The sequence below is a fragment of the Achromobacter sp. T5-5 genome (assembly GCF_055397965.1).
In genome coordinates this window covers 4,558,648-4,578,866 of sequence record NZ_AP027919.1, presented here as the reverse complement: position 1 = coordinate 4,578,866, position 20,219 = coordinate 4,558,648, and the positions used below count along the sequence as shown (strand labels likewise).

General features: G+C 66.2%; 24 protein-coding genes and 1 tRNA gene. 16 read left to right on the top strand and 9 right to left on the bottom strand.

Features of this window, described 5'->3' with window-relative positions; translation table 11 throughout:
- Positions 1 to 267: 267 nt before the first annotated feature.
- Entirely contained in the window at positions 268 to 1,278 is a 1,011-nt protein-coding gene (locus tag ACZ50Q_RS20810) for an acyltransferase (protein WP_464079433.1), read from the bottom strand.
- A gap of 225 nt (positions 1,279 to 1,503) precedes the next feature.
- Positions 1,504 to 2,472 carry a Bug family tripartite tricarboxylate transporter substrate binding protein gene (locus tag ACZ50Q_RS20805; RefSeq protein WP_464079432.1) on the bottom strand — a complete coding sequence of 323 codons (969 nt, stop codon included), beginning with the start codon at positions 2,470 to 2,472 and terminating at the stop codon, positions 1,504 to 1,506.
- Positions 2,473 to 2,639: 167 nt separating this feature from the next.
- On the opposite strand from ACZ50Q_RS20805, the gene ACZ50Q_RS20800 reads away from it, so the two are divergent.
- The 12 genes from ACZ50Q_RS20800 to ACZ50Q_RS20745 all read left to right on the top strand — a co-directional run bounded on the left by ACZ50Q_RS20800 (position 2,640) and on the right by ACZ50Q_RS20745 (position 12,755).
- Positions 2,640 to 3,494 (top strand): IclR family transcriptional regulator, encoded by an 855-nt coding sequence (locus ACZ50Q_RS20800; RefSeq protein WP_076519695.1) that lies wholly within the window; start codon positions 2,640 to 2,642, stop codon positions 3,492 to 3,494.
- Positions 3,495 to 3,577: 83 nt separating this feature from the next.
- Entirely contained in the window at positions 3,578 to 3,844 is a 267-nt protein-coding gene (locus tag ACZ50Q_RS20795) for an exodeoxyribonuclease VII small subunit (RefSeq protein WP_076519697.1), read from the top strand.
- A gap of 7 nt (positions 3,845 to 3,851) precedes the next feature.
- Positions 3,852 to 4,763 (top strand): polyprenyl synthetase family protein, encoded by a 912-nt coding sequence (locus ACZ50Q_RS20790; RefSeq protein ID WP_076519698.1) that lies wholly within the window; start codon positions 3,852 to 3,854, stop codon positions 4,761 to 4,763.
- Positions 4,764 to 4,814: 51 nt separating this feature from the next.
- Entirely contained in the window at positions 4,815 to 6,677 is a 1,863-nt protein-coding gene (gene dxs, locus ACZ50Q_RS20785) for a 1-deoxy-D-xylulose-5-phosphate synthase (RefSeq protein WP_464079431.1), read from the top strand.
- A 196-nt stretch (positions 6,678 to 6,873) separates the two neighbouring features.
- Complete coding sequence (folE2, locus tag ACZ50Q_RS20780; RefSeq protein ID WP_464079430.1) at positions 6,874 to 7,671, top strand: GTP cyclohydrolase FolE2; 798 nt, start codon at positions 6,874 to 6,876, stop codon at positions 7,669 to 7,671.
- A gap of 6 nt (positions 7,672 to 7,677) precedes the next feature.
- Positions 7,678 to 8,601: a DUF817 domain-containing protein gene (locus ACZ50Q_RS20775; protein WP_464079429.1), complete on the top strand. Its 924-nt coding sequence runs from the start codon at positions 7,678 to 7,680 to the stop codon at positions 8,599 to 8,601.
- Positions 8,602 to 8,795: 194 nt separating this feature from the next.
- Positions 8,796 to 9,170 (top strand): 30S ribosomal protein S6, encoded by a 375-nt coding sequence (gene rpsF / locus ACZ50Q_RS20770; RefSeq protein WP_076519704.1) that lies wholly within the window; start codon positions 8,796 to 8,798, stop codon positions 9,168 to 9,170.
- Between the two features lie 51 nt (positions 9,171 to 9,221).
- On the top strand, positions 9,222 to 9,545 hold the full coding sequence (gene priB / locus ACZ50Q_RS20765; protein ID WP_092581689.1) for a primosomal replication protein N: 324 nt from the start codon (positions 9,222 to 9,224) through the stop codon (positions 9,543 to 9,545).
- A gap of 120 nt (positions 9,546 to 9,665) precedes the next feature.
- On the top strand, positions 9,666 to 9,938 hold the full coding sequence (rpsR, locus tag ACZ50Q_RS20760; protein ID WP_006218308.1) for a 30S ribosomal protein S18: 273 nt from the start codon (positions 9,666 to 9,668) through the stop codon (positions 9,936 to 9,938).
- Between the two features lie 14 nt (positions 9,939 to 9,952).
- Positions 9,953 to 10,408, top strand: a complete 456-nt coding sequence (rplI, locus tag ACZ50Q_RS20755) for a 50S ribosomal protein L9 (protein WP_076519707.1) — start codon at positions 9,953 to 9,955, stop codon at positions 10,406 to 10,408.
- A 128-nt stretch (positions 10,409 to 10,536) separates the two neighbouring features.
- Positions 10,537 to 11,376 carry an RIO1 family regulatory kinase/ATPase domain-containing protein gene (locus ACZ50Q_RS20750; RefSeq protein WP_092581688.1) on the top strand — a complete coding sequence of 280 codons (840 nt, stop codon included), beginning with the start codon at positions 10,537 to 10,539 and terminating at the stop codon, positions 11,374 to 11,376.
- A complete protein-coding gene (locus ACZ50Q_RS20745; protein ID WP_076519712.1) occupies positions 11,373 to 12,755 on the top strand; it encodes a replicative DNA helicase in 1,383 nt (460 codons plus the stop codon). The genes ACZ50Q_RS20750 and ACZ50Q_RS20745 overlap by 4 nt, the downstream gene beginning before the upstream one ends.
- 72 nt (positions 12,756 to 12,827) lie before the next feature.
- On the opposite strand, the gene ACZ50Q_RS20740 is transcribed toward ACZ50Q_RS20745, so the two are convergent.
- The 5 genes from ACZ50Q_RS20740 to ACZ50Q_RS20720 form a co-directional block, all read right to left on the bottom strand.
- Complete coding sequence (locus tag ACZ50Q_RS20740) at positions 12,828 to 13,805, bottom strand: bile acid:sodium symporter family protein (protein WP_076519714.1); 978 nt, start codon at positions 13,803 to 13,805, stop codon at positions 12,828 to 12,830.
- A 136-nt stretch (positions 13,806 to 13,941) separates the two neighbouring features.
- Complete coding sequence (gene pdxA, locus ACZ50Q_RS20735) at positions 13,942 to 14,922, bottom strand: 4-hydroxythreonine-4-phosphate dehydrogenase PdxA (protein ID WP_464079428.1); 981 nt, start codon at positions 14,920 to 14,922, stop codon at positions 13,942 to 13,944.
- Between the two features lie 68 nt (positions 14,923 to 14,990).
- Positions 14,991 to 15,299: a hypothetical protein gene (locus ACZ50Q_RS20730; protein WP_083714273.1), complete on the bottom strand. Its 309-nt coding sequence runs from the start codon at positions 15,297 to 15,299 to the stop codon at positions 14,991 to 14,993.
- Positions 15,300 to 15,383: 84 nt separating this feature from the next.
- Positions 15,384 to 15,842, bottom strand: coding sequence for an Lrp/AsnC family transcriptional regulator (locus ACZ50Q_RS20725; RefSeq protein ID WP_076519719.1), 459 nt, complete (start codon positions 15,840 to 15,842; stop codon positions 15,384 to 15,386).
- Between the two features lie 84 nt (positions 15,843 to 15,926).
- Positions 15,927 to 16,532 (bottom strand): hypothetical protein, encoded by a 606-nt coding sequence (locus tag ACZ50Q_RS20720; RefSeq protein ID WP_076519720.1) that lies wholly within the window; start codon positions 16,530 to 16,532, stop codon positions 15,927 to 15,929.
- A 204-nt stretch (positions 16,533 to 16,736) separates the two neighbouring features.
- Here ACZ50Q_RS20720 and ACZ50Q_RS20715 point away from each other — a divergent pair, with 204 nt between their 5' ends.
- Positions 16,737 to 16,982 carry a hypothetical protein gene (locus ACZ50Q_RS20715; protein WP_076519722.1) on the top strand — a complete coding sequence of 82 codons (246 nt, stop codon included), beginning with the start codon at positions 16,737 to 16,739 and terminating at the stop codon, positions 16,980 to 16,982.
- A gap of 278 nt (positions 16,983 to 17,260) precedes the next feature.
- Complete coding sequence (locus ACZ50Q_RS20710; protein WP_092581685.1) at positions 17,261 to 17,494, top strand: hypothetical protein; 234 nt, start codon at positions 17,261 to 17,263, stop codon at positions 17,492 to 17,494.
- A gap of 14 nt (positions 17,495 to 17,508) precedes the next feature.
- Here ACZ50Q_RS20710 and ACZ50Q_RS20705 read toward each other — a convergent pair whose 3' ends face one another.
- Positions 17,509 to 18,072, bottom strand: coding sequence for a DedA family protein (locus ACZ50Q_RS20705; protein ID WP_464079427.1), 564 nt, complete (start codon positions 18,070 to 18,072; stop codon positions 17,509 to 17,511).
- On the bottom strand, positions 18,069 to 19,508 hold the full coding sequence (locus ACZ50Q_RS20700; RefSeq protein WP_464079426.1) for an aminotransferase-like domain-containing protein: 1,440 nt from the start codon (positions 19,506 to 19,508) through the stop codon (positions 18,069 to 18,071). Before ACZ50Q_RS20700 ends, ACZ50Q_RS20705 begins: the two co-directional genes overlap by 4 nt.
- 169 nt (positions 19,509 to 19,677) lie before the next feature.
- On the opposite strand from ACZ50Q_RS20700, the gene ACZ50Q_RS20695 reads away from it, so the two are divergent.
- Together ACZ50Q_RS20695 and ACZ50Q_RS20690 are read left to right on the top strand one after the other, a co-directional pair.
- On the top strand, positions 19,678 to 20,058 hold the full coding sequence (locus ACZ50Q_RS20695; RefSeq protein WP_464079425.1) for a hypothetical protein: 381 nt from the start codon (positions 19,678 to 19,680) through the stop codon (positions 20,056 to 20,058).
- A 20-nt stretch (positions 20,059 to 20,078) separates the two neighbouring features.
- A tRNA-Met gene (locus tag ACZ50Q_RS20690) sits at positions 20,079 to 20,155 on the top strand.
- The last annotated feature ends 64 nt before the right edge of the window (positions 20,156 to 20,219 follow it).

Below are 20,219 nucleotides of genomic sequence, written 5' to 3'. Positions count from 1 at the left end.
AAGCCAGGACGGTTTGAGCCTTGCCAGGCGCTTTTGTTCAAGTCCAGGTATTCCCCCGCTGGCGTGCGAAGGCCTGTTCATGAATTCGAGCCTGGCTAAATCCGTTCTGGCGCGAAGAAAAATCGGTGTCTGGCCGATCAAATAAGCCGTGAATTGTACCCCAAGGGCTTGTGCGCCGCCCGCCCGGATCGGCGCGCCTGCTTTGGAAAATCCCCCGGCGGTCTGGCGCCGGCGTAAACCGCGATCAACCTTGGCGCCGTAGGCCCTTCAGACGAGGCGGCGCGTGGCCGGATGGCGCCTGAGCAACCAGCTGCTGGCGGCCGACAGCGCGAACACCGCCATCGTGAGCAAGGGCAAGGTCCACGCGTCGCGGTCGTCGCCGGAAAAGGCGCCGGCGCGGCGCGCGATGTCCAGGAACACCGGATGAATGAGGTATACGCCAAACGTCAGCGGCGCCAGCGCCGCCAGCCTGGGCAATCGGGGCGAGGACACGATCCACTGGAATGCGGCCAGCGACATGAATGGCACCGTCAGGCTGAAGTAATCGTAGAAGTAGGTGTCCAGCACGTGGCCGTTGGACATGACCGTGACGCCCAGCGCGGTCGCGGCCACGGTCGCGGCCAGCATCAGGCCGGGGCGCGGAATCCGCATCTCGCCGTCGAAAATGAGCCGTCCCGCCACGAAGTAGCCCAGGTAGGGCAGGAACCAGGTCAAAAAGAAACCATGCGGCGCGCCCAGCGCGCGGCGGTACAGGGCGTCCAGGATCGCCACGCCCAGGATGCCGACCACCCACAGCGCGCGCGCCCGCGGCGTGCTGCGCGAATAGAGCACACGGACCAGCGGCGCGAACAGGTACAGACCCACGATCATGTACAGGTACCACAGGTGATAGTAGGGCTCTCCCTGGACGACCTTGCGCGGCCAGAACGAGAAATCGATGCGGCCGTCGTCCCACCAGTCCAGGCCCGTGCGCCATGTCAGGTAGAAGATCGTCCAGAACAGCAGCGGTGCGCAGATCCGCGCCATCCGGCGGCTGTAGAAGCGCCTGGCGTCCTGCGGCTTGCCGGGATCGAGGAGCAGCGCGCCGCTCACCATCACGAAGACGGGCACGCACCAGCGCGCGGCGGAATCGTAGAGATTGGCGGCCAGCCATGCGCCGCGGCCATGCGCGCCGGGATCGCTCACGACGAGGGCGGCGCTGTGCAGCAGAACGACGGCCAGCGCAGCCAGCCATCGGGCTGAGTCCAGGCGGGCATATCGGTCTTCGGGTTGAGGCATCGGGCTCCCGGGGATGTTGGCGGATTGGTCGGCTTTTCCGGCCTTACCTTATCAGCGGGGGCGAGACGATTTCTGTATCCAGGGGTTAGGCCGCGCGTAAAAAACCGACAGGGCCAAGGCGGCGCTGTCGGGGAAAAGGCCTGTTCGCGCCGGGGCTGCGGACAGGCCGATCGCGGGCCGGCGGTCCGCGAACGTTTTGTCACGAAACCGGGCGGGCGTGCACGCTCATTGCAGGACGATGTTGGCTTGCTTGATGAGCTGCGACACGATGGGCTGTTCGGTCTTGATCTGCTTGTCCAGTTCCGCCGCCGTGCCGGAACGCGGATCGATGCCCATGTCCAGCAGGCGCTTCTTCACGGCTTCGTCCTGCAGGGTCTCGGTCAGCGCGGCCTGCAGGCGCTCCACGACCGGAGCGGGGGTGCCCTTGGGTGCCACGAAACTGAACCAGGCGGTCATGTCGAACGAGGGATAGCCTTGTTCGGCCAGTGTGCTCACGTTGGGCTGCGTCGCCAGGCGCGTGGGGCTGGTGATCGCGAACACCTTCACCTTGCCGGCCTCGGCCTGCGGCATGCCGGTGGCGACCATGTCGAAGAACAGGTCCACGTCGCCGCTGATCAGGGCCGGCAGGGCCTGGGTGGCTCCCTTGAACGGCACGTGCAGGATGTCGATGCCCGCGCGCGACTTGAACAGTTCGCCGGCCAGGTGCGAAGACGTGCCGGGGCCGAAGGTGGCAAAGGTCAGCTTGCCCGGGTTCTGCTTGGCGTAGGCCACGACGTCCTGGGTGCTGTTGAAGGGCCGCTTGGGCGAGGACAACAGGACGAGCGGACCAATGCCCACCATGCCGATCCTGGCGAAGCTGTCCGGGTCGTAGGGCAGTTCCTTATACAGATAACGGTTGGTCACCAGCGTCGAGTTGGTGGCCATCAGGATGGTGTAGCCGTCCGGGTTTTCACGCGAAACGTAGGCCGCGCCAATGGAGGTGCCCGCGCCGGCCTTGTTTTCGACGATCATGGGCTGGCCCAGGTTCTTGGCCATCCGCTCGGCCAGCACGCGCGTCAGCACGTCGGTGGCGCCGCCGGCCGGGAAGGGCGAAATCACCTTGATCGGCCGTGAGGGATAGGTATCGGCCTGGGCTCCCAGCGCGGCGGCGCTGAGCATCAGGGTGGCGAGCAGTTTGAAGCTGTTGCGAATCATGTTTTCCCCTTGAAATCGCATGGTCGGAGTGGATCGCCGGGCCTGGCTTGGCGGGTGCGATGCCGCGCGTCGCGTCGCTTGCCAGGTCTCCTTGGATGGTTTAAATTCCGTTATATGGAATTTAATTTTGTCATTCGAAATAAACTATAAAAACGAAGCGAATAGAAATGCAATCATTTTCTGACCCCAGGCGCACCGCCCATCCCCCCTCCAAGCCCGACGAGAAGCTCGAACTGAGCCTGCCCGCGCGCCGTAAACGGGGCGCTGGCGCGGGGGGCGGCGCCCAGTCGCCGGATTTCATCACCGCGCTGGCGCGCGGGCTGGATGTGCTGCGGTGCTTTCGGCACGGCGTGACCGCCCTGGGCAACCTGGACCTGGCGCGCCTGACCGGCCTGCCCAAGCCCACCATCAGCCGCATCACCTACACGCTGACCGAACTGGGCTACCTGCGTTATCACCCGGACACCGGCAAGTACTCGCCCGGATACGGCGTCCTGGCCCTGGGGTTCGGGCTGCTGGCCGGGCTGGAGGTCCGCGAACTGGCCAAGGCGTCGATGACCGATCTGGCCCGCGAGACCGGGGGCGCCGTCGCGCTGGGGGCGTTCGACGGCGATGCCATGACCTATGTCGAGGCCATTCACGGCTCGTCCGCGCTGTATCTGAGGCTGCCGGTCGGCTACCGCGCCACGCTGGACAGCGCCATGGGCCGGGCCTACCTGGCCAGCCTGCCCGAGCAGGAATGCGAGGCCGTGCTGGCGCGCCTGGGAGAGGGGGCGCCGGCGCCCGAGGCCATCGCGCGGGCCCGTGCGGAACTGGCCCAGGAGGGCTGCTGCTTCGCCATCGGGGAATGGCAGTCCGGCATCAATGCCGTGGCGGTGCCTTTCACGTCCATCACGGGCGAGGGCGTCTTCGTCATGAGCTGCGGCGGACCGGCCAGCCTGCTCGAAGCGTCGCATCTGCGGGCCCGCGTGGCGCCGGCGCTGCTGGCCGCGGTGGCAGGCCTGGCGGGGGCGCCAGCCTGAGGCGCGGGTTGCATCCGGTCCGCGCATGGCTATCTCGTACAATTCACGGATTAATCCACCCCTAGTGCCCCCGGAGGCCCCGTTTGGCCAATCCCATTCCCGCTGATCCGCAGAACGACGATCGTCCCTTGCCCCAGGATTTCGAAACGGCGCTGGCCGAACTGGAATCGCTCGTGGCGGCCATGGAAGACGGCTCGCTGCCGCTTGAGCAATCGTTGGCCGCCTACAAGCGTGGCGTGGCGCTCACGCGGGTCTGCCAGGAGCGCCTGGCGCAGGCCGAACAGCAGGTGAAGGTGCTCGAGGGCGACCTGCTCCGGCCCCTGGATCCCGCGGCGCTGGACGACGAATAAAAATCCGATGAAGCAAATTCAACTCGCTTTTCCCGAGTGGCTGCAAGGCCGTGCGCGGCACGTCGAAGACGTGCTCGACGACCTCCTGCCGCCGGCGGACCAGGCGCCAGCCCGCTTGCATGAGGCCATGCGATACGCTGTGCTCGGCGGCGGCAAGCGCGTGCGCGCCGCCCTGGTTTATGCCGCAGGACAGGCCTGCCCCGTGAGCGGCAGCGTGCTGGCCATCGAAGCCTCGCTCGACCGCGCCGCCGCGGCCGTCGAACTGATCCATGCCTATTCGCTGGTGCACGACGACCTGCCCTGCATGGACGACGACACCCTACGCCGAGGCCGGCCCACCACGCATGTGCAGTTCGACGAGGCCACGGCCATGCTGGCGGGCGACGCCCTGCAGCCGCTTGCCTTCGAACTGGTGGCGTCCATGCCGATCGCGCCGGCGCTGATCGTGCAGGCCACGCAGTCGCTGGCGCGCGCCGCCGGCAGCCAGGGCATGGCGGGCGGCCAGGCTATCGACCTCTTCAGCGTCGGCCGCGCGTTGTCGCGCGACGAGCTGCAGATGATGCATGGCATGAAGACCGGCGCCATGCTGGCTTGCAGCGTGGCCCTGGGCGGCATCGTGGCGGGCGCAAGCTCGGCGTCGCGCCAGGCGCTCGATGCCTACGCGCAGGCCATGGGGTTGGCGTTCCAGGTGGTCGACGACATACTCGATGTCACCGCCGACAGCGCCAGCCTGGGCAAGACGCCAGGCAAGGATGCCGCCGAAAACAAGCCCACCTATGTGTCTTTGCTGGGGCTGGCCGACGCCCGGGCCTTCGCCGAGGAACTGCGCGTGGCGGCCCTGGCTGCGCTGGCGCCGCTGGGCGACGCAGGCGCGCGCCTGGCCCAGCTTGCCGACTTCATCGTTCTTCGAGACCGCTGATCCGTGATCAGCCCGGCCCGCGCAGGCCGGGCCAACGAACCACATAAAAGCATGACGACAGATTTACTGGACCGCATTCAATCGCCGGCTGACCTCAAGCGCCTGGATCGTCGCGAGCTTAAAAAGCTTGCCGACGAACTGCGCGGCTTCGTGCTGGAGTCGGTATCCAAAACGGGCGGACACCTGTCGTCCAACCTGGGCACCGTCGAGCTCACGCTGGCGCTGCACCAGGTGTTCGACACGCCGCACGATCGCATCGTCTGGGACGTGGGGCACCAGTCCTATCCGCACAAGATCCTGACGGGGCGCCGTGCCGGCATGGCCAAGCTGCGCCAGCAGGGCGGAATTTCCGGGTTCCCCAAGCGCAGCGAATCCGAGTACGACGCGTTCGGCACCGCGCATTCGTCCACGTCGATCTCCGCGGCCCTGGGCATGGCGGTCGCGTCGCGCAATGCGGGCGTGCAGCGCCAGCACATCGCCGTGATCGGCGACGGCGCCATGTCGGCCGGCATGGCCTTCGAGGCCATGAACAACGCGGGCGTCACGCCCAACATCAACCTGCTGGTGATCCTGAACGACAACGACATGTCGATCTCGCCGCCGGTCGGGGCGCTGAACCGCTACCTGGCGCGCCTGATGTCGGGTCGCTTCTATGCCGCGGCCAAGAACGTGGGCCGCGCCGTCCTGCAGCATGTGCCGCCTGTGCTCGAACTGGCCCGCCGCTTCGAGGAACATGCCAAGGGCATGGTCACGCCGGCCACGCTGTTCGAGGAATTCGGCTTCAATTACGTCGGTCCCATCGACGGCCACGACCTGGATGCGCTGGTGCCCACGCTGCAGAACCTGAAGGCCCTCGAAGGGCTGCAGTTCCTGCATGTGGTCACGCGCAAAGGGCAGGGCTACAAGCTCGCCGAGGCCGATCCGGTGCTCTATCACGGCCCCGGCAAGTTCGATCCGGCGGTCGGCATCCAGCAGTCCAAGGCGCCGGGCAAGCGCACGTTCACCCAGGTGTTCGGCAAGTGGCTTTGCGACACGGCCCAGCAGGACACGCGCCTGGTCGCCGTCACGCCGGCCATGCGAGAGGGCAGCGGGCTGGTGGAGTTTGAACAGCGCTTTGCGCAGCGGTACTTCGATGTGGGCATCGCCGAACAGCATGCCGTCACGTTCGCCGCGGGCGTGGCGTGCGAAGGCCAGAAGCCGGTTGTCGCCATCTACTCCACGTTCCTGCAGCGCGGTTACGACCAGTTCATCCATGACGTCGCGTTGCAGAACCTGGACGTCACGTTCGCGCTGGACCGCGCCGGCATCGTGGGCGCGGACGGCGCCACGCACGCGGGCAACTACGACATCGCCTTCCTGCGCTGCGTGCCGAACATGGTGGTCGCCACGCCGTCCGACGAAAACGAAACCCGTCTGCTGCTGTCGACCTGTTATCAGCATCCCGGCCCCGCATCGGTGCGCTATCCGCGCGGCGCGGGCTGCGGCGCGGCGGAAGGCGAGGGCCTGGACACGGTCGAACTGGGCAAGGGCGTGATCCGGCGCGAAGGCAAGAAGATCGCCATCGTGGGCTTCGGTACGCTGGTCCAGGCGGCGCTGGGCGCCGCCAACAAGCTGGACGCCACCGTGGCGGACATGCGCTTCGTCAAGCCGATCGACCGCGACCTGATCCTCGACCTGGCGAGCCGCCACGATGCGCTCGTCACCCTGGAAGACGCCTGCATCATGGGCGGCGCGGGCAGCGCCGTGCTGGAAGTCCTGAGCGCCGCCGGTGTGCTGATCCCCGTGCTGCAACTGGGCCTGCCGGACGAGTTCATCGACCATGGCGAGCAATCGGCCCTGCTGGCCGGACTGGGGCTGGATGCGGCCGGCATCGAGCAGTCGATCCGCACGCGCTATGCCGCGCTGCTGAAGTGACTTCGGGTTCATCCTTGAGGTCGAGGGCGCACGCTTTCGGCCGCAAGGATGAAACACACTGTTCCGGCCGCGCCGGCATGTGATCCGAAGGGTTACCTCGTCCGATCGCGCAAGCGTGGGCGATAATGAGCGCCTTTCTAGACAACTGGGCCTGCCCGTTTTCGCGCGGCAGACTGGCCCGGACAGGTAAGCCGAAATGAATTCTCCGATCGACCCCGCCATCGTGATGCCCGACGTGCAGAGCGCCACGGATACGCGGCACATCCCGATCCAGCGCGTCGGCATCCGCGGCGTGCGTCACCCCATGCTGGTCCAGAGCGGCGATGGCTCGGTCCAGTGCACCGTGGCCAACTGGACGTTGACCGTGGCCCTGCCGCCCGAGGAAAAGGGCACGCACATGTCCCGCTTCGTGGCCCTGCTCGAGCGGTATCGCAGCACGCCCATGACGCCGGCGGCGTTTCGCGCCATGGCGGGCGACATGCTGCCGCTGCTGCATGCCGAGCGCGGCGACATCACCGCGACGTTCCCGTACTTCATCAACAAGTCCGCGCCGATCTCCGGCGTGCAGAGCCTGCTGGACTACGAGGTCCAGTGGATCGCCCGCGCGCAGGCCGGCCACGTCGAGTTCGAACTCGTCGTGCAGGTGCCCGTCACCAGCCTGTGCCCGTGTTCCAAGGCCATTTCCGAATACGGCGCGCACAACCAGCGCTCGCACGTCACCGTCTCGGCCATCCTCGATGAAGATATCTCGATGGACGGCGTGATCCGCCTGGTCGAGGACGAGGGCTCCTGCGAATTGTGGGGGCTGCTCAAGCGGCCCGACGAAAAGTTCGTGACCGAACGCGCCTACGACAATCCCAAGTTCGTCGAGGACCTAGTGCGCGACGTGGCCGCCCGCCTGAACGCGCATCCCGGCATCGCGCGCTATCGCGTCGAAGCCGAGAACTTCGAATCCATCCACAACCACTCGGCCTACGCCGTCGTCGAAGGCTGAGCGCCCATGCGCCATCCGGCGGCCAGCGACTGGCCGCTCATCGCCGGCCTGCAGCAGTGGGAAACGCGGCTGGCCGGCAACCTGGCCAGCCGCGGGCGTTTCGGCGTCGCGCTCTACGAGTTTTTCCGCTTTGGCGTAAAGCAGGCCTGGGCATGCCTTTTTGGCGGGCTGATGTGCGCGCTGCTGCTGGGCACGCACTGGTGGTATCCCAAGGACGCGTTCCTGGCGCGCTACGACTTCCTGACGCTGGCCGCGCTGGGCATCCAGGCCGCGCTGCTTGCGCTGCGCATGGAAACCTGGGGCGAGGCCCGCGTGATCCTGATGTTCCATGTCGTCGGCACCTGCATGGAAATCTTCAAGACCGCCGCCGGTTCGTGGATCTACCCCGAGCCGAGCGTGCTGCGCATCGGCGGGGTGCCGTTATTCACCGGCTTCATGTATGCCGCGGTGGGCAGCTATCTCGCCCGCGTGTGGCGCCTCTTCGATTTCCGCTTCCGGGCGCATCCGCCGCTTGCCGCCACGGCGGCGCTTTCGGTGCTGATCTACCTGAACTTCTTCGCGCACCATTACGTCATGGATTTGCGCTGGGTGTTGTTCGCGATGACGGCGCTGCTGTTCGCGCGCACCTGGGTGTACTTCCGCATCTGGCAGGTCTACCGGCGCATGCCGCTGTTGCTGGGTTTCGTGCTGGTGGCGCTCTTCATCTGGTTCGCCGAGAACATCGGCACCTTCGCCAATGCCTGGCGCTATCCCAACCAGTCGCAGGTCTGGCAGCTCGTGTCCATCGCCAAGCTGGGTTCCTGGTTCCTGCTGATGATCATCAGCTATGTCATGGTGAGCGCCGTCAACCGGCCGCGCGCCATCGAGGCGGCCGATCTGCCGGCCGCGCCTGCCGCCGTGCCCGCAAATAACGCGTCCCTCATTTCCTGACGCGCCATTTTTTGCTGCTTGCAAGCGTTTGCCCAATCGGCGATAATCGAGAGCTTTCTTGCTCGACCACCCATGGTTTTTTGGGTAGCGGGCTGCCCCTTGCGGCGATCGTCTCCAAGATGAAAATCCACCCATGATGGAAAGCGCGGGTGCAAGACGGCCGGCCGGCAAGACATCCTCAAGGAGTTTTATCCATGCGTCACTACGAAGTAGTGTTTATCGTTCACCCCGACCAGAGCGAGCAAGTGCCCGCCATGGTCGAGCGTTACCAAGCGCTGGTCACGGGCCAAGGCGGCTCGGTCCACCGCCTGGAAGACTGGGGTCGCCGTCAACTGGCCTACCCGATCCAGAAGCTCGTCAAGGCTCACTACGTGTGCCTGAACATCGAGTGCGGCCAAGCCACGCTGGATGAGCTGGAACACTCGTTCCGCTACAACGACGCCGTTCTGCGTCACCTGGTCATCAAGACCAAGAAGGCCCAGACCGCTCCGTCGATCATGATGAAGTCGGTCGAACGCGAAGAAGCCCGCAAGGCTTCGGCGGAAGCTGCCCCGGCTCAGGCCGAGTAAGCAGGGCTCACGCAGAGCTCATTGTCTCAAGTCCCCTCGGTGCCTGGCAGGATGAACAAGCTGGAACTCAGCGCCCGCGTTCTCGAATGCGAGCCTTTGCGCCACACGCCCGCCGGTTTGCCAGCGCTGGAAATGCTGCTGGCGCACGAGTCGGAGGTCATCGAAGCCGGCCACCCGCGCCGTGTCGAATTGACGATCGCCGCCGTGGCACTGGGAGATCTGGCGCTGCTCTTGAGGAACACCGCTTTAGGGTCCGAATTGCTGGTGCAGGGGTTTCTGGCTCCCACCCGCAAGGACTCGGTGAAGATCAAGCTGCATTTGCAGCAGGCGCGCAAGATTGGCGGAAGCGCTGGAAGCGATCCGCAGGTAGCTTGAAGGGAATGAGTCCAAGGGTGCGAGAGCGCCTTCTGAATACGGATAGGTTACGGGGAGTTGGGCCCGGTCATTGAAGAACCCGGTTATGACCCAGTCCCCTCAAACATAAAGGCACATATCATGGCTTTCTTCGGAAAACGCAAAGAAAAACGCAAATTCACGCAGCAGAACCCGCTCTTCAAGCGTCGCAAGTTCTGCCGCTTCACCGCAGCCGGCGTCGAAGAGATCGACTACAAGGATCTGGACACCCTGCGCGACTTCGTGCAAGAAAACGGCAAGATCATCCCGGCTCGCCTGACCGGCACCAAGGCAATCTACCAGCGCCAGCTGGACACCGCCATCAAGCGCGCGCGCTTCCTGGCCCTGTTGCCTTACACCGACAACCACAACTAATCCGGGGCACTGAAATGCAAGTTATTCTGCTCGAAAAAGTCCTGAATCTGGGCAACCTGGGTGAAGTCGTGCGCGTGCGCGATGGCTACGCCCGCAACTTCCTGATTCCCCAGAAGAAGGCCCGTCGCGCAACCGACGCCGCCCTGAAGGAATTCGAAGCCCGCCGCGCCGAGCTGGAAAAGGCCCAGGCTGAAAAGCTGGCCGCCGCCCAAGCCCTGGGCGAGCGCATGAACGGCTACCAGTTGAAGATCAGCCAGAAGGCTGGCGTCGACGGTCGCCTGTTCGGTTCGGTCACCAACGCCGACATCGCCGAAGGTCTGAAGAAGGCTTCGTTCGAAGCCGTCGAAAAGGCTCAGGTGCGTCTGCCCAATGGCCAACTGAAGGCCATCGGCGAGTACCCGGTCCAGGTCGCCCTGCACGCCGATGTCGTCGTTGACGTCACGGTCGTGGTCGAAGGCGAACTGTCCTGATCCGGCAGTCGCGGTAAAAAGAAGCCGGCCCGCGCGCCGGCTTTTTTTCTTTTTTGGGGCGCCGCGCCCGGTCCGCCCCGACCCGGCGACGCCCGCCGCCCGTTTCACGCTGTCATCCAGAGGACCTCTTGACTCATCCGCCTGTCCATCACAACGCGCCGCCCGGCCTGCGAGCCTGGCTCGACAGCGTGGATGCGTCGCGTGAACCTTCGGTGCGGGATGTGAAGATAGACGGCGTGCGCTGCATCATCAAGCGGCGCCGGCCCGGCATCCTGCGAGGCGTGAGCTACGTGCTGCGCTACGTGCGCGCCTTGTTCCTCGCCGTGGGATGCAAGATTTTCCTGGGCGAGTTTCCGCGGCCCGGCGTACTGCTGCGCAATGGCCTGGCCCATGAAGCACGGCGCCTGTCGCAATTGCTGGAGGCCGGCTGCCGTGTCCCCGAGGTCTGGTGGCAGGAGCAGAACCTGCTCGTGCTGGAGTTCGTGGGCGAAGACCTGGCGGACCTGATCCGCAAAGAAGACTCCACCTCGCGCCTGTGGCTGACGCGCGCGGCCGCGGCCGACCTGGCGGCCTTTCATGCTCGCGGCATGTGGCACGGCGGTGCGCAGATCCGAAACCTGACGCTGCGCGATGGCGAGATCTGGCGTATCGACTTCGAGGAAAACATCGGCGCGACACTGTCGCGCCCGCTGGCGCAGGCCTATGACATGTTCCAGATGCTCGCCTCGCTGGTGTCCCTGCGCAAGCTGGGCGACCGCGACGCCAGGACGCTGGGCAAGCTGGCGCTGGACGTCTACCTGGACAGCAACCCCGATCCCGAGGTCAGGGCGTGCCTCAGGCGCCTGGCGCGCGTGCTCTGCGCCTTTGCGATGCCGTTGCGCCCCATCCTGAGCCGCTTCCCCTCGCGCGATATCCAAGGGTTTTTCCGCGTCGCGGATATCCTGCAGCCGTTACTATTGAAGCCATGACCACACCCGCCGATTCCCAGCTCGAATACCTGCGCGTCCCTCCCCATTCCATCGAGGCGGAACAGTCGGTCCTCGGCGGACTGCTGCTGGACAATGCGGCATGGGACCGCATCGCGGACGTGCTGATCGAAGAGGATTTCTACCGCCACGACCATCGGCTGATCTGGCACCACATCGCTCGCTTGATCGGCCTGGCGCGGCCGGCCGACGTGATTACCGTGCACGAGTCGCTGGTCAGCGCGGGCAAGGCCGACGACGCCGGCGGGCTGGCCTATCTGAATGCGCTGGCGCACAACACGCCGTCGGCGGCCAACATCCGGCGCTACGGCGAGATCGTGCGCGAGCGCGCCATGCTGCGCAAGCTGGTGTCCATCGCCGACGAAATCTCCTCGGCGGCCATGAACCCGCAGGGCAAGGAGGCGCGGCAACTGCTGGACGAGGCCGAATCCAAGGTCTTCCAGATCGCGCAGGAAGGCGCGCGCGGCGCCGCGGGCTTCCAGGAGATCCAGCCGCTCCTGACCCAGGTGGTCGAGCGTATTGACGAGCTCTATCACCGCGAGGGCACCTCCGATGTGACGGGCGTGCCCACGGGCTTCACGGACCTGGACAAGATGACGTCCGGCATGCAGGGCGGCGACCTGATCATCGTGGCCGGCCGCCCGTCCATGGGCAAGACTTCATTCTCCATGAACATCGGCGAGCACGTCGCCATCGAAGAAGGCTTGCCCGTGGCGGTGTTCTCCATGGAAATGGGCGCCGTGCAGCTTGCCATGCGTATGCTGGGTTCGGTGGGCCTGCTGGACCAGCACCGGATGCGTACCGGCAAGCTCATCGCCGAAGACTGGCCGCGCGTCACGCACGCCGTGCAGCTCATGCAGGATGCCCAGGTCTACATCGACGAATCGCCGGCGCTCAGTCCCATGGAAGTGCGCGCGCGCGCGCGCCGTCTGGCGCGCCAGTGCGGCCAGCTCGGGCTCATCATCATCGACTACCTGCAGCTCATGTCAGGCAACGGTTCCGGTGAAAACCGGGCCACCGAAGTGTCTGAAATCAGCCGTTCGCTCAAGGGCCTGGCCAAGGAGCTGAACTGCCCGCTGATCGCGCTGTCCCAGCTCAACCGAAGCCTGGAACAACGTCCCAACAAGCGTCCCGTGATGAGCGACCTGCGCGAATCCGGCGCTATCGAACAGGACGCGGACGTGATCCTGTTCATCTACCGCGACGAGGTCTACAACCCCGATTCGCCGGACAAGGGCACGGCCGAGATCATCATCGGCAAGCAGCGTAACGGCCCCATCGGAACCGTGCGCCTGACGTTCCAGGGATCCAGCACGCGCTTTTTGAACTTCTCCGGCGCGCAGCCGCGGGACATGTACTGATCCCGCCTCGGCGGCGCCCAATAAAAAACCGCGCTTCATGTGTGAAGCGCGGTTTTTTTATTGCGGACCCGGTCAGTGGGTGGTTTCCGGCCGCTTGCCATAGCGCGCGGCGAGGACGCCGCAGACCATGAGCTGGATCTGGTGGAACAGCATCAGCGGCAGCACCACCGCGCCCACGGCGTGGCCGGCGAACAGCACCTGGGCCATGGGAATGCCGCTGGCCAGGCTCTTTTTCGAGCCGCAGAACAGCAGCGTGATGCGGTCCTCGATCTTGAACCCGAAGACCCTGCCCGCCAGGGCCGACAGGCCCAGCGCCAGCGCCAGGATGACGCAGCAGCTCACGACCAGGCCGACCAGCGCGGGGATGGGCGTGCTGCTCCACAAGCCCTCGTTGATGGCTTCGGAGAAGGCCGTGTAGACCACCAGCAGGATGGAACCCTGGTCCACGAATTTCAGCATCGCCTTGCGCTTGTGCACCCAGGCGCCAATCCAGCGGCGCGCGAACTGGCCCAGCACGAAGGGCAGGAGCAACTGCAGCATGATCTTGCCGACCGCGTCGAAGGAGATCGGCGCACTGCCGGCGTTGGCCACGACGGTGCCGACCAGAAGCGGCGTGATGAAGATGCCCAGCAGGCTGGAGGCCGAGGCGCTGCACACCGCGGCGGGGACATTGCCGCGCGCCATGGAAGTGAACGCGATGGCCGACTGCACGGTGGCCGGCAGGCAGCACAGGAACAGGATGCCCAGATAGAGCTCGGGCGTGACCAGCGGTTCCAGCACCGGCTTGAGCGCCAGGCCCAGCAGCGGGAACATCAGGAACGTGGCCGAGAAAATGGTCAGGTGCAGCTTCCAGTGCGTCAGACCCGCAATGATGGCCTCGCGGGACAGGCGCGCGCCGTGCAGGAAGAACAGGAGGCCGACGGCGACGTTGGTGATCCAGCCGAAGACGACCACGCCTTGCCCGTGCGCGGGCACGATGCTGGCGATGATGACGGTGCAGATCAGATAGAGGGTGAAGCGGTCGGGCAGGAGTCGAACGAGGCGGGACATGAGGATGGAAGGGAAGACAGAAAGCGGCGGCGCGGGGCGCCGGAAACGGGGCGTATTGTAGACCCGGGGCGGCGCGGCCCGCGCTGCGGCGGCCCTCAAGCGTCCAGGCGCCGAGGCAGGCAGCAGATGTGTCGGGTCAGGGCGTCATCGCCAGCGCCAGGTCAAACGCCGCGACCAGCGAGGCGTGGTCCGCCAGCCCCTTGCCGGCGATGTCGAACGCGGTGCCGTGGTCCACGCTGGTGCGCACGAAGGGCAGCCCGACGGTCACGTTCACGCCGTGGTCCAGGCCCAGGTACTTCACGGGGATGAGGCCCTGGTCATGGTACTGGGCGACGACGATGTCGAATTCGCCGCGGCGGGCGCGCATGAAGACGGTGTCGCCCGGCCAGGGGCCGCTGGCGTCGATGCCTTCGGCGCGCGCGGCGGCGATGGCCGGTTCGATGATGTCGACGTCTTCGCGGCCGAACTTGCCGCCTTCGCCCGCATGCGGATTCAGGCCGGCGACGGCGACGCGCGGGTGCGCGATGCCCATCTGCCGGCATGCGCGGTCGGCAAGGCGCATCGCGGTCAGTTCGGCCTGGGGCGTGATGCGCGCGATGACGTCGGCCAGCGCGACGTGGATGGTCACCAGCAGCACGCGCAGCTCATCGTTGGCCAGCATCATGGCGAAGTCCTGCGTGGCCGAGCGGTCCGCCAGGATTTCGGTGTGGCCCGGAAAGTCGATACCGGCCTCGTGCATGGACTTCTTGTTCAGGGGCGCGGTCACGATGGCGCGGATGCGCCCGGCAAGCGCGTCGTCGATGGCGGCGCAGACGTAGTCGTAGGCGGCGCGCCCCGCCAGGGCGCTGACCTTGCCCAGGGCCAGGTCGGCGGGCAGGACAGGGCTGCAGGCCACCACCTGGATGCAGCCCGGATCGGGCCACGCCTGGTCGATGCTGGCGATTTCGGCGATGTCCAGTCGGGCGCCGAGCTGGGCCGCCGCCCGTCGCAACGCGCCGGCATCGCCGTACACCACGCAGGGCGCATTCAAGCCATGCGCGTAGGCTTTGACGACAATTTCGGGACCGATGCCGGCGGCATCGCCCATGGTGATGCCCACGGGTTGGGGAGTGTTCACGGTGCAGGCAAGAGGGCTAAAGGGATGCGGACAATGCTACACCCGATCCCGGGCAGGTCCGCGCGCGCTTACTGGGCCGCGTTCTTGGGCGGATCGATGGCCGCGCATTCGAACGTGACGGTGGCGCGCTTGGAGCCCAGGCCCGTCGCGTGATTGGACGTCACCTTGGGCTTGACCAGCTTGCGGCCCAGCGACTGGCAGTATTGGTCGGCGCGTTGCAAAGCCTGGTTCTTGATTTCGACCCAGCTCAGCAATTGCGTGCCCGAGCTGTAGGTGACGCTGTAGAGGTCCTTGTCGACGGACGTGACTTCGCTCATGCTGGAACAAGCGGTCAGCAGGGCGAGGAGGGCGGCGGCGGGGGCAAGGCGTGCAAGCATGAAAAGTCCAGGATTCGCGACAGGCCCCATTACACCACCATGTCGCGCCAGCGGGAAAGGCGGGCCGGGCCGAAGACCGCCGTTTCAGGGCGCGCCGACCGCGCTGCGGCGGTCGACCTTGCGGCTGAGCACGATGGACGTCTGCGTTTGCTTGACGCCGTCGATCAGGCCGATGCGGTCCAGCAGCGCATCCAGTTGTTCGTGCGTTTCGCAGCGCAGGAAGATCAGGTAATCGTAGGGGCCGCTGACCGACGACACTTCCTCGACCTCGGGCATTTTTTCCAGCTCCCGGATCACCGCCGCCGGCGTCTTGGGCAGCACGCTGATGAAGCAATAGGCGCGCACCGCGGCCTCTTCCAGCCGCCGCCCCAGGCGCACGCCATAGCCCGCCACGATGCTCTCGCGCTCCAGGCGCGCGATGCGCGCGACCACCGTCGTGCGCGCCAGGCCCAGCTTGCGCGCCAGGATGGCGGCGGGTTCGCGCGCATTGGCCTGCAGCAGGCTGAGCAATTGCCGGTCGATGTCGTCGAGTCGTTCGTTCATGCGCGGAGGCGGTGGCGGTGGCGTTGGGCCGGAGGGCGAAGTGGCGACGGTACAGGCGCCGGCCTGCCGGCGTCAATGCGGCGGCTAGCCGTCCGACTCGGGCGGGATGCCGCCGTGATAGATGCGGCCGTCGAACTCGAAGCGCGTGATGGTCTTGTGCGCGGCATCGAAGATGCGGTCGCGGCTGGCGTCGTCCAGGCCGTCGTGGTCCGCGAAGCTGAAGCGGCACAGGTCGATGTCGCTGTCGTAGAACGCGCTGTGCACGAAGCGGCTCACGTCCGCCTCGTGCGCGAAATGCGCGAACTCGCGCAATTGCTCCATCTCGTGGAACGAGCCGTTGCGGCTGACCAGCAGCATGCCGAACTTGCGCTCTTCGTCCGCCATCGGCTCCGGCGGCGGCGGGGCGTCGTTCGCCTGTGCGTCCTTGCAGTCGAAGTGCGCGCCGGCTTCGCGCATGGCGTCCAGCACCCGCTGCCATTCCTGATCCTCCAGCGTCAGGCGGGCCATCATGTAGAAGAGACGCTGCCGCCCCAGCGTGCGCGGCTCCGGGCCGCCCACGAAGCTGGGCCAAGGGGTCGATGCGTCCAGCCCGGCCAGCTCGGCCATCCTGGCGTCACTGAAGCCCAGTCTGTCCTGGAGCCGCCGCAGCGACTGGGCGTTGGGCGGGACGTAGTTCTGGATCGTTTTCATGACTGCGCTCCGGTTGTGCCGGGCGCCCCGAAGCAGCGCCGGCGGCATGCGCCGCGGTGCCCGTGCGGCTACGCTTCATGCTAGCGCCGCCCCCGGCGCTTGCCTAGCCGCCCGGGGCCGATCGCGGCCGGGCGGGCAGGCCTGGCGGCGCCGGAGCGCCATGCTAGGATTTGCGCCGTCATTCAATGCCAGGAGGCTTACATCATGGATATCCAGGAACAAATCGCCGTCGTCGTGCACACCATCTCGCACCAGGGCGGCCGCATCGATGCGCTCAATTCCACGCTGGTATCGATGCTGCATCTGGTGAAGGGCTCACCGGGCCTGCGCGAAGCCATCGAAGCGCAGTTGGAGCAGAACTATTCCAGCCTGCTGGCGCGTTCCGAGAATCCGCAATATGTCGCGGGTTTCGAAAGCGTGCGCGACATGATCGTGGCCGCCCTGAAGTGATTGGGCTGTGAGGCGGGCTGTGATGCGGGCTGTGATGGCTCCGGCCCCAACGTGACGCGGGCGGTCCCAGTTACCCACAGCTTCTGTGGACAAGCCTTGGGATAGTCCGGGCATAGATGCACAAATCCCTTTGATTACAAGGGCTTGGCCGGAGCGGTCAAAGGCCGCTCCCTGAGCTCCGCGGCGAACGCATGCCGCGCGGCGCCACGGGACGCCAAGCCCGGGTAATATGCGCCCCCATGCGGAATCAGTATTCATTGGAAGGCCGGAACCTCGTCTTGAAGGCGCGTGTTTCGGAAGCGGCAAAGCTGGCGGCGTTCGACCCCGGCAGGCTCTCGCCCGAGGCGCGCGAGAGCTGGGAGCGCATGGGGCATGGCTTCAAGGCGTGGCACGACTTCGACCAGCGGCACCCGATCCTGCGTCGCTTCGCGCGGCTGCCGTTCATTGGCGCCCTGTATCGCAAGGCGCGCCGGCGGCACGTATTGCGGGCGAGCGGCAAGCTGGTCTTCTGAAAGCGCGGCCTGCGTTATTGGCGCCGGCGCGCGTGGAACCAGTAGGCCAGCCAGACCAGGATGCCCAGCGCGGCCGCGATGGCCAGTTTGATTTCCACGCCTTGGATGCGTCCGAGCAACGCCTCGATCGTCCGCCCGAACACATAGCCCAGCAGGCTGAAGCACGCCGCCCAGATCGCCGCGGCCACGGCATTAAGTACCAGATAGCGCAGTGGCGACACCCTGGATACGCCCAAGGCCACGGGTCCGACCGTGCGCAAGCCGTACAAAAAGCGCAGAGTCAGGATGAAGCCGTTCGGATAGCGGTCGATGGCCGCCAGCGCCTTGTCGAAGGCGGGCTTTTCGCGGATGCGCCGCACGTAGCGATGATCGCGGTAGCGACGGCCCACATAAAACAGCAACTGGTCCGCCAGGAACGACCCGGCGAACGCGCAGAGCATGACGTGGGGCAGGAGAAACAGCCCCTGGTGCGCCAGGAAGCCGGCGAACACCACAACGCTCTCGCCTTCCAGGAAGGTGCCGCCCAGTACGGCCCACAAGCCGTAGTCGGCGATGAACTGATGCAGGGCCGGATTCATGCTGTCCGTTCTTCCACGATACGCGCCAGCGTCACCAGCGCGCGCGAGACCTCGGGTGTGATGCGTTGCCCGCAACTGATGCGCAGGAAATGGTCGTACCGCGTGCCATTCGAAAACATGGCCCCGGGCGCCACGCGTATCCCTTGCCGCAGCCCGGCCTCGAAGACCTCCATTCCCGACACGCCTTCGGGCATCTCCACCCAGAGCAGCATGCCGCCTTGCGGCACGCTCAGGCGCGTGCCCCGTGGAAAATGCGCGGCGATCGCCTCCGCGGTCAGGTCGCGCTGCGTCTTCAGTTCCCGCCGCAGCCGCGTCAGGTGACGGTCATAGGCGCGCGAGCCCATGAATTCGGCCACGGCGATCTGCGCCAGCGGTTCATTGGGGCGGCTCTGCGCGAACTTGAGCATGGCAATGCGGGCCTTCCAGCGGCCGCCCAGCAGCCAGCCCAGCCGCATCCCGGGCGCCAGCGTCTTGTGCATGGACGAGCAGTAGATGACGTTGCCGGTGGCGTCCCAGGACTTGGCGGCCGCCAGGGGCGCGTCGTCGTCGGTCAGGGCGCCGTAGGTGTCGTCCTCGATGAGCGGCACCTGCTGGCGTTCGCACAGCGCCACGAGCCGCGCCTTGTGGCCGTCGGGCATGACGCACCCCAGCGGATTCTGGAAGTTCGGCACCACGACCACGGCGCGGATGTTGCCGTGGGTCTGGAAAGCCAGGTCCAGGGCTTCGATCGACAGTCCATGCTGAGGGCTGGTGGGAATCTCGAGCGCGCGCATGCCCAGGCTTTCCAGGATCTGCAGCAGGCCGAAATACGCGGGCGATTCCACGGCGATGGTGTCGCCGGGCCGCGCGACCGCGCGCAGCGCCAGATTCAGGGCCTCGATGCAGCCATGCGTGACGATCACGTCGTCGGGCGTCGCGTTGATGCCGTTGGCGAGCGCCCGGCGGGCCAGCACGCCGCGCAGGTCGGGATGTCCTTGAGGCGGCACCGGGCTCACCAGCACCTCGGGAGACTGCCGCAGGGCGCGCGTCATCGCCTGCTTGAGCGCGTCCATCGGATAGGCCTGCGGCACGGCCGCCGCCAGGGCGAAGTTGGCGCTGACCGGGTGCGCCTCGCACTTCGCGATGAAGTCCGAGACGCGGTCGTGGATGCCCACGTACTGCGCCGCGCCGAGCGTCTGGCGGATGTCGGGCTCGCCGACGGGCGGAATGCTGTTGCGCCGAGGCTTGAGGACGAAGTATCCCGAGCGGGGCCGGGCCTCGATCAGGCCGTCGTCCTCCAGTTGGCGGCAGGCCTGCAACGCGGTGGACAGGCTGACGTGATGGGTGCGCACCAGCGTGCGGACCGAAGGCATGCGTTGGGCCGGGGCAAGGACGCCGGTCTGGATTGCCCGCCGGTAGTGATTGGCCAGGCGTAGGTACAGGGGTTGTGCTTCCATGCGCCGATCTTGCTCCCCGGGGTTGGGCTGTGGGTAGGCACAGATGCAGGCAAAGTACACCATAACAGCGGCAAAATCGAGTCTCTGCATCGGTACAGAAAGCCGGCTTGTGTGGCTGTTGCGCAAAGCAGGGCGCGCGTAGCCTGTGAGGGTCTGTTTGGAGATGACCATGACCCCCCACACCGCCCCCGACACCCCTGGACTGCGCCTGGATCTTCCCTCCGGCGCCAGCCGCCTGTGCGCCCTGCGTGCCGGCGCCACCTTGATCTGCACGTCAGGCAGCATGCGCGTCGAAGAAGCTGCCAATGGCTGCGAGGCCGCAGGAGGACTGCATCGCGTGGTGTCGGTCCGTCTCAATGCGGGGGAAGCCCACGGGGTGTCGTACGGCGGCGCGGTGCGTCTCACGGCGATCGGCGGCGCGCAGGTGATATGCCTGGACGCGGCCGGCCCCGTGACCTCATTCCTGCGCCGCGGCGGCGCCTTTTTTCATCGAATTTTGTCGAAAACCGGAAACATCCGCGTGGGTGCGCTGCACAAGATTTCAAAATGATGTATGATTCACACATCAGACGCGGGGTGGAGCAGTCTGGCAGCTCGTCGGGCTCATAACCCGAAGGTCGTAGGTTCAAATCCTGCCCCCGCAACCAGTTTCAAGCAGTACCGGATCTGCCGGCGCATGTGTTTCAAGCGCAGCCGGGCAGACCCCGCCAA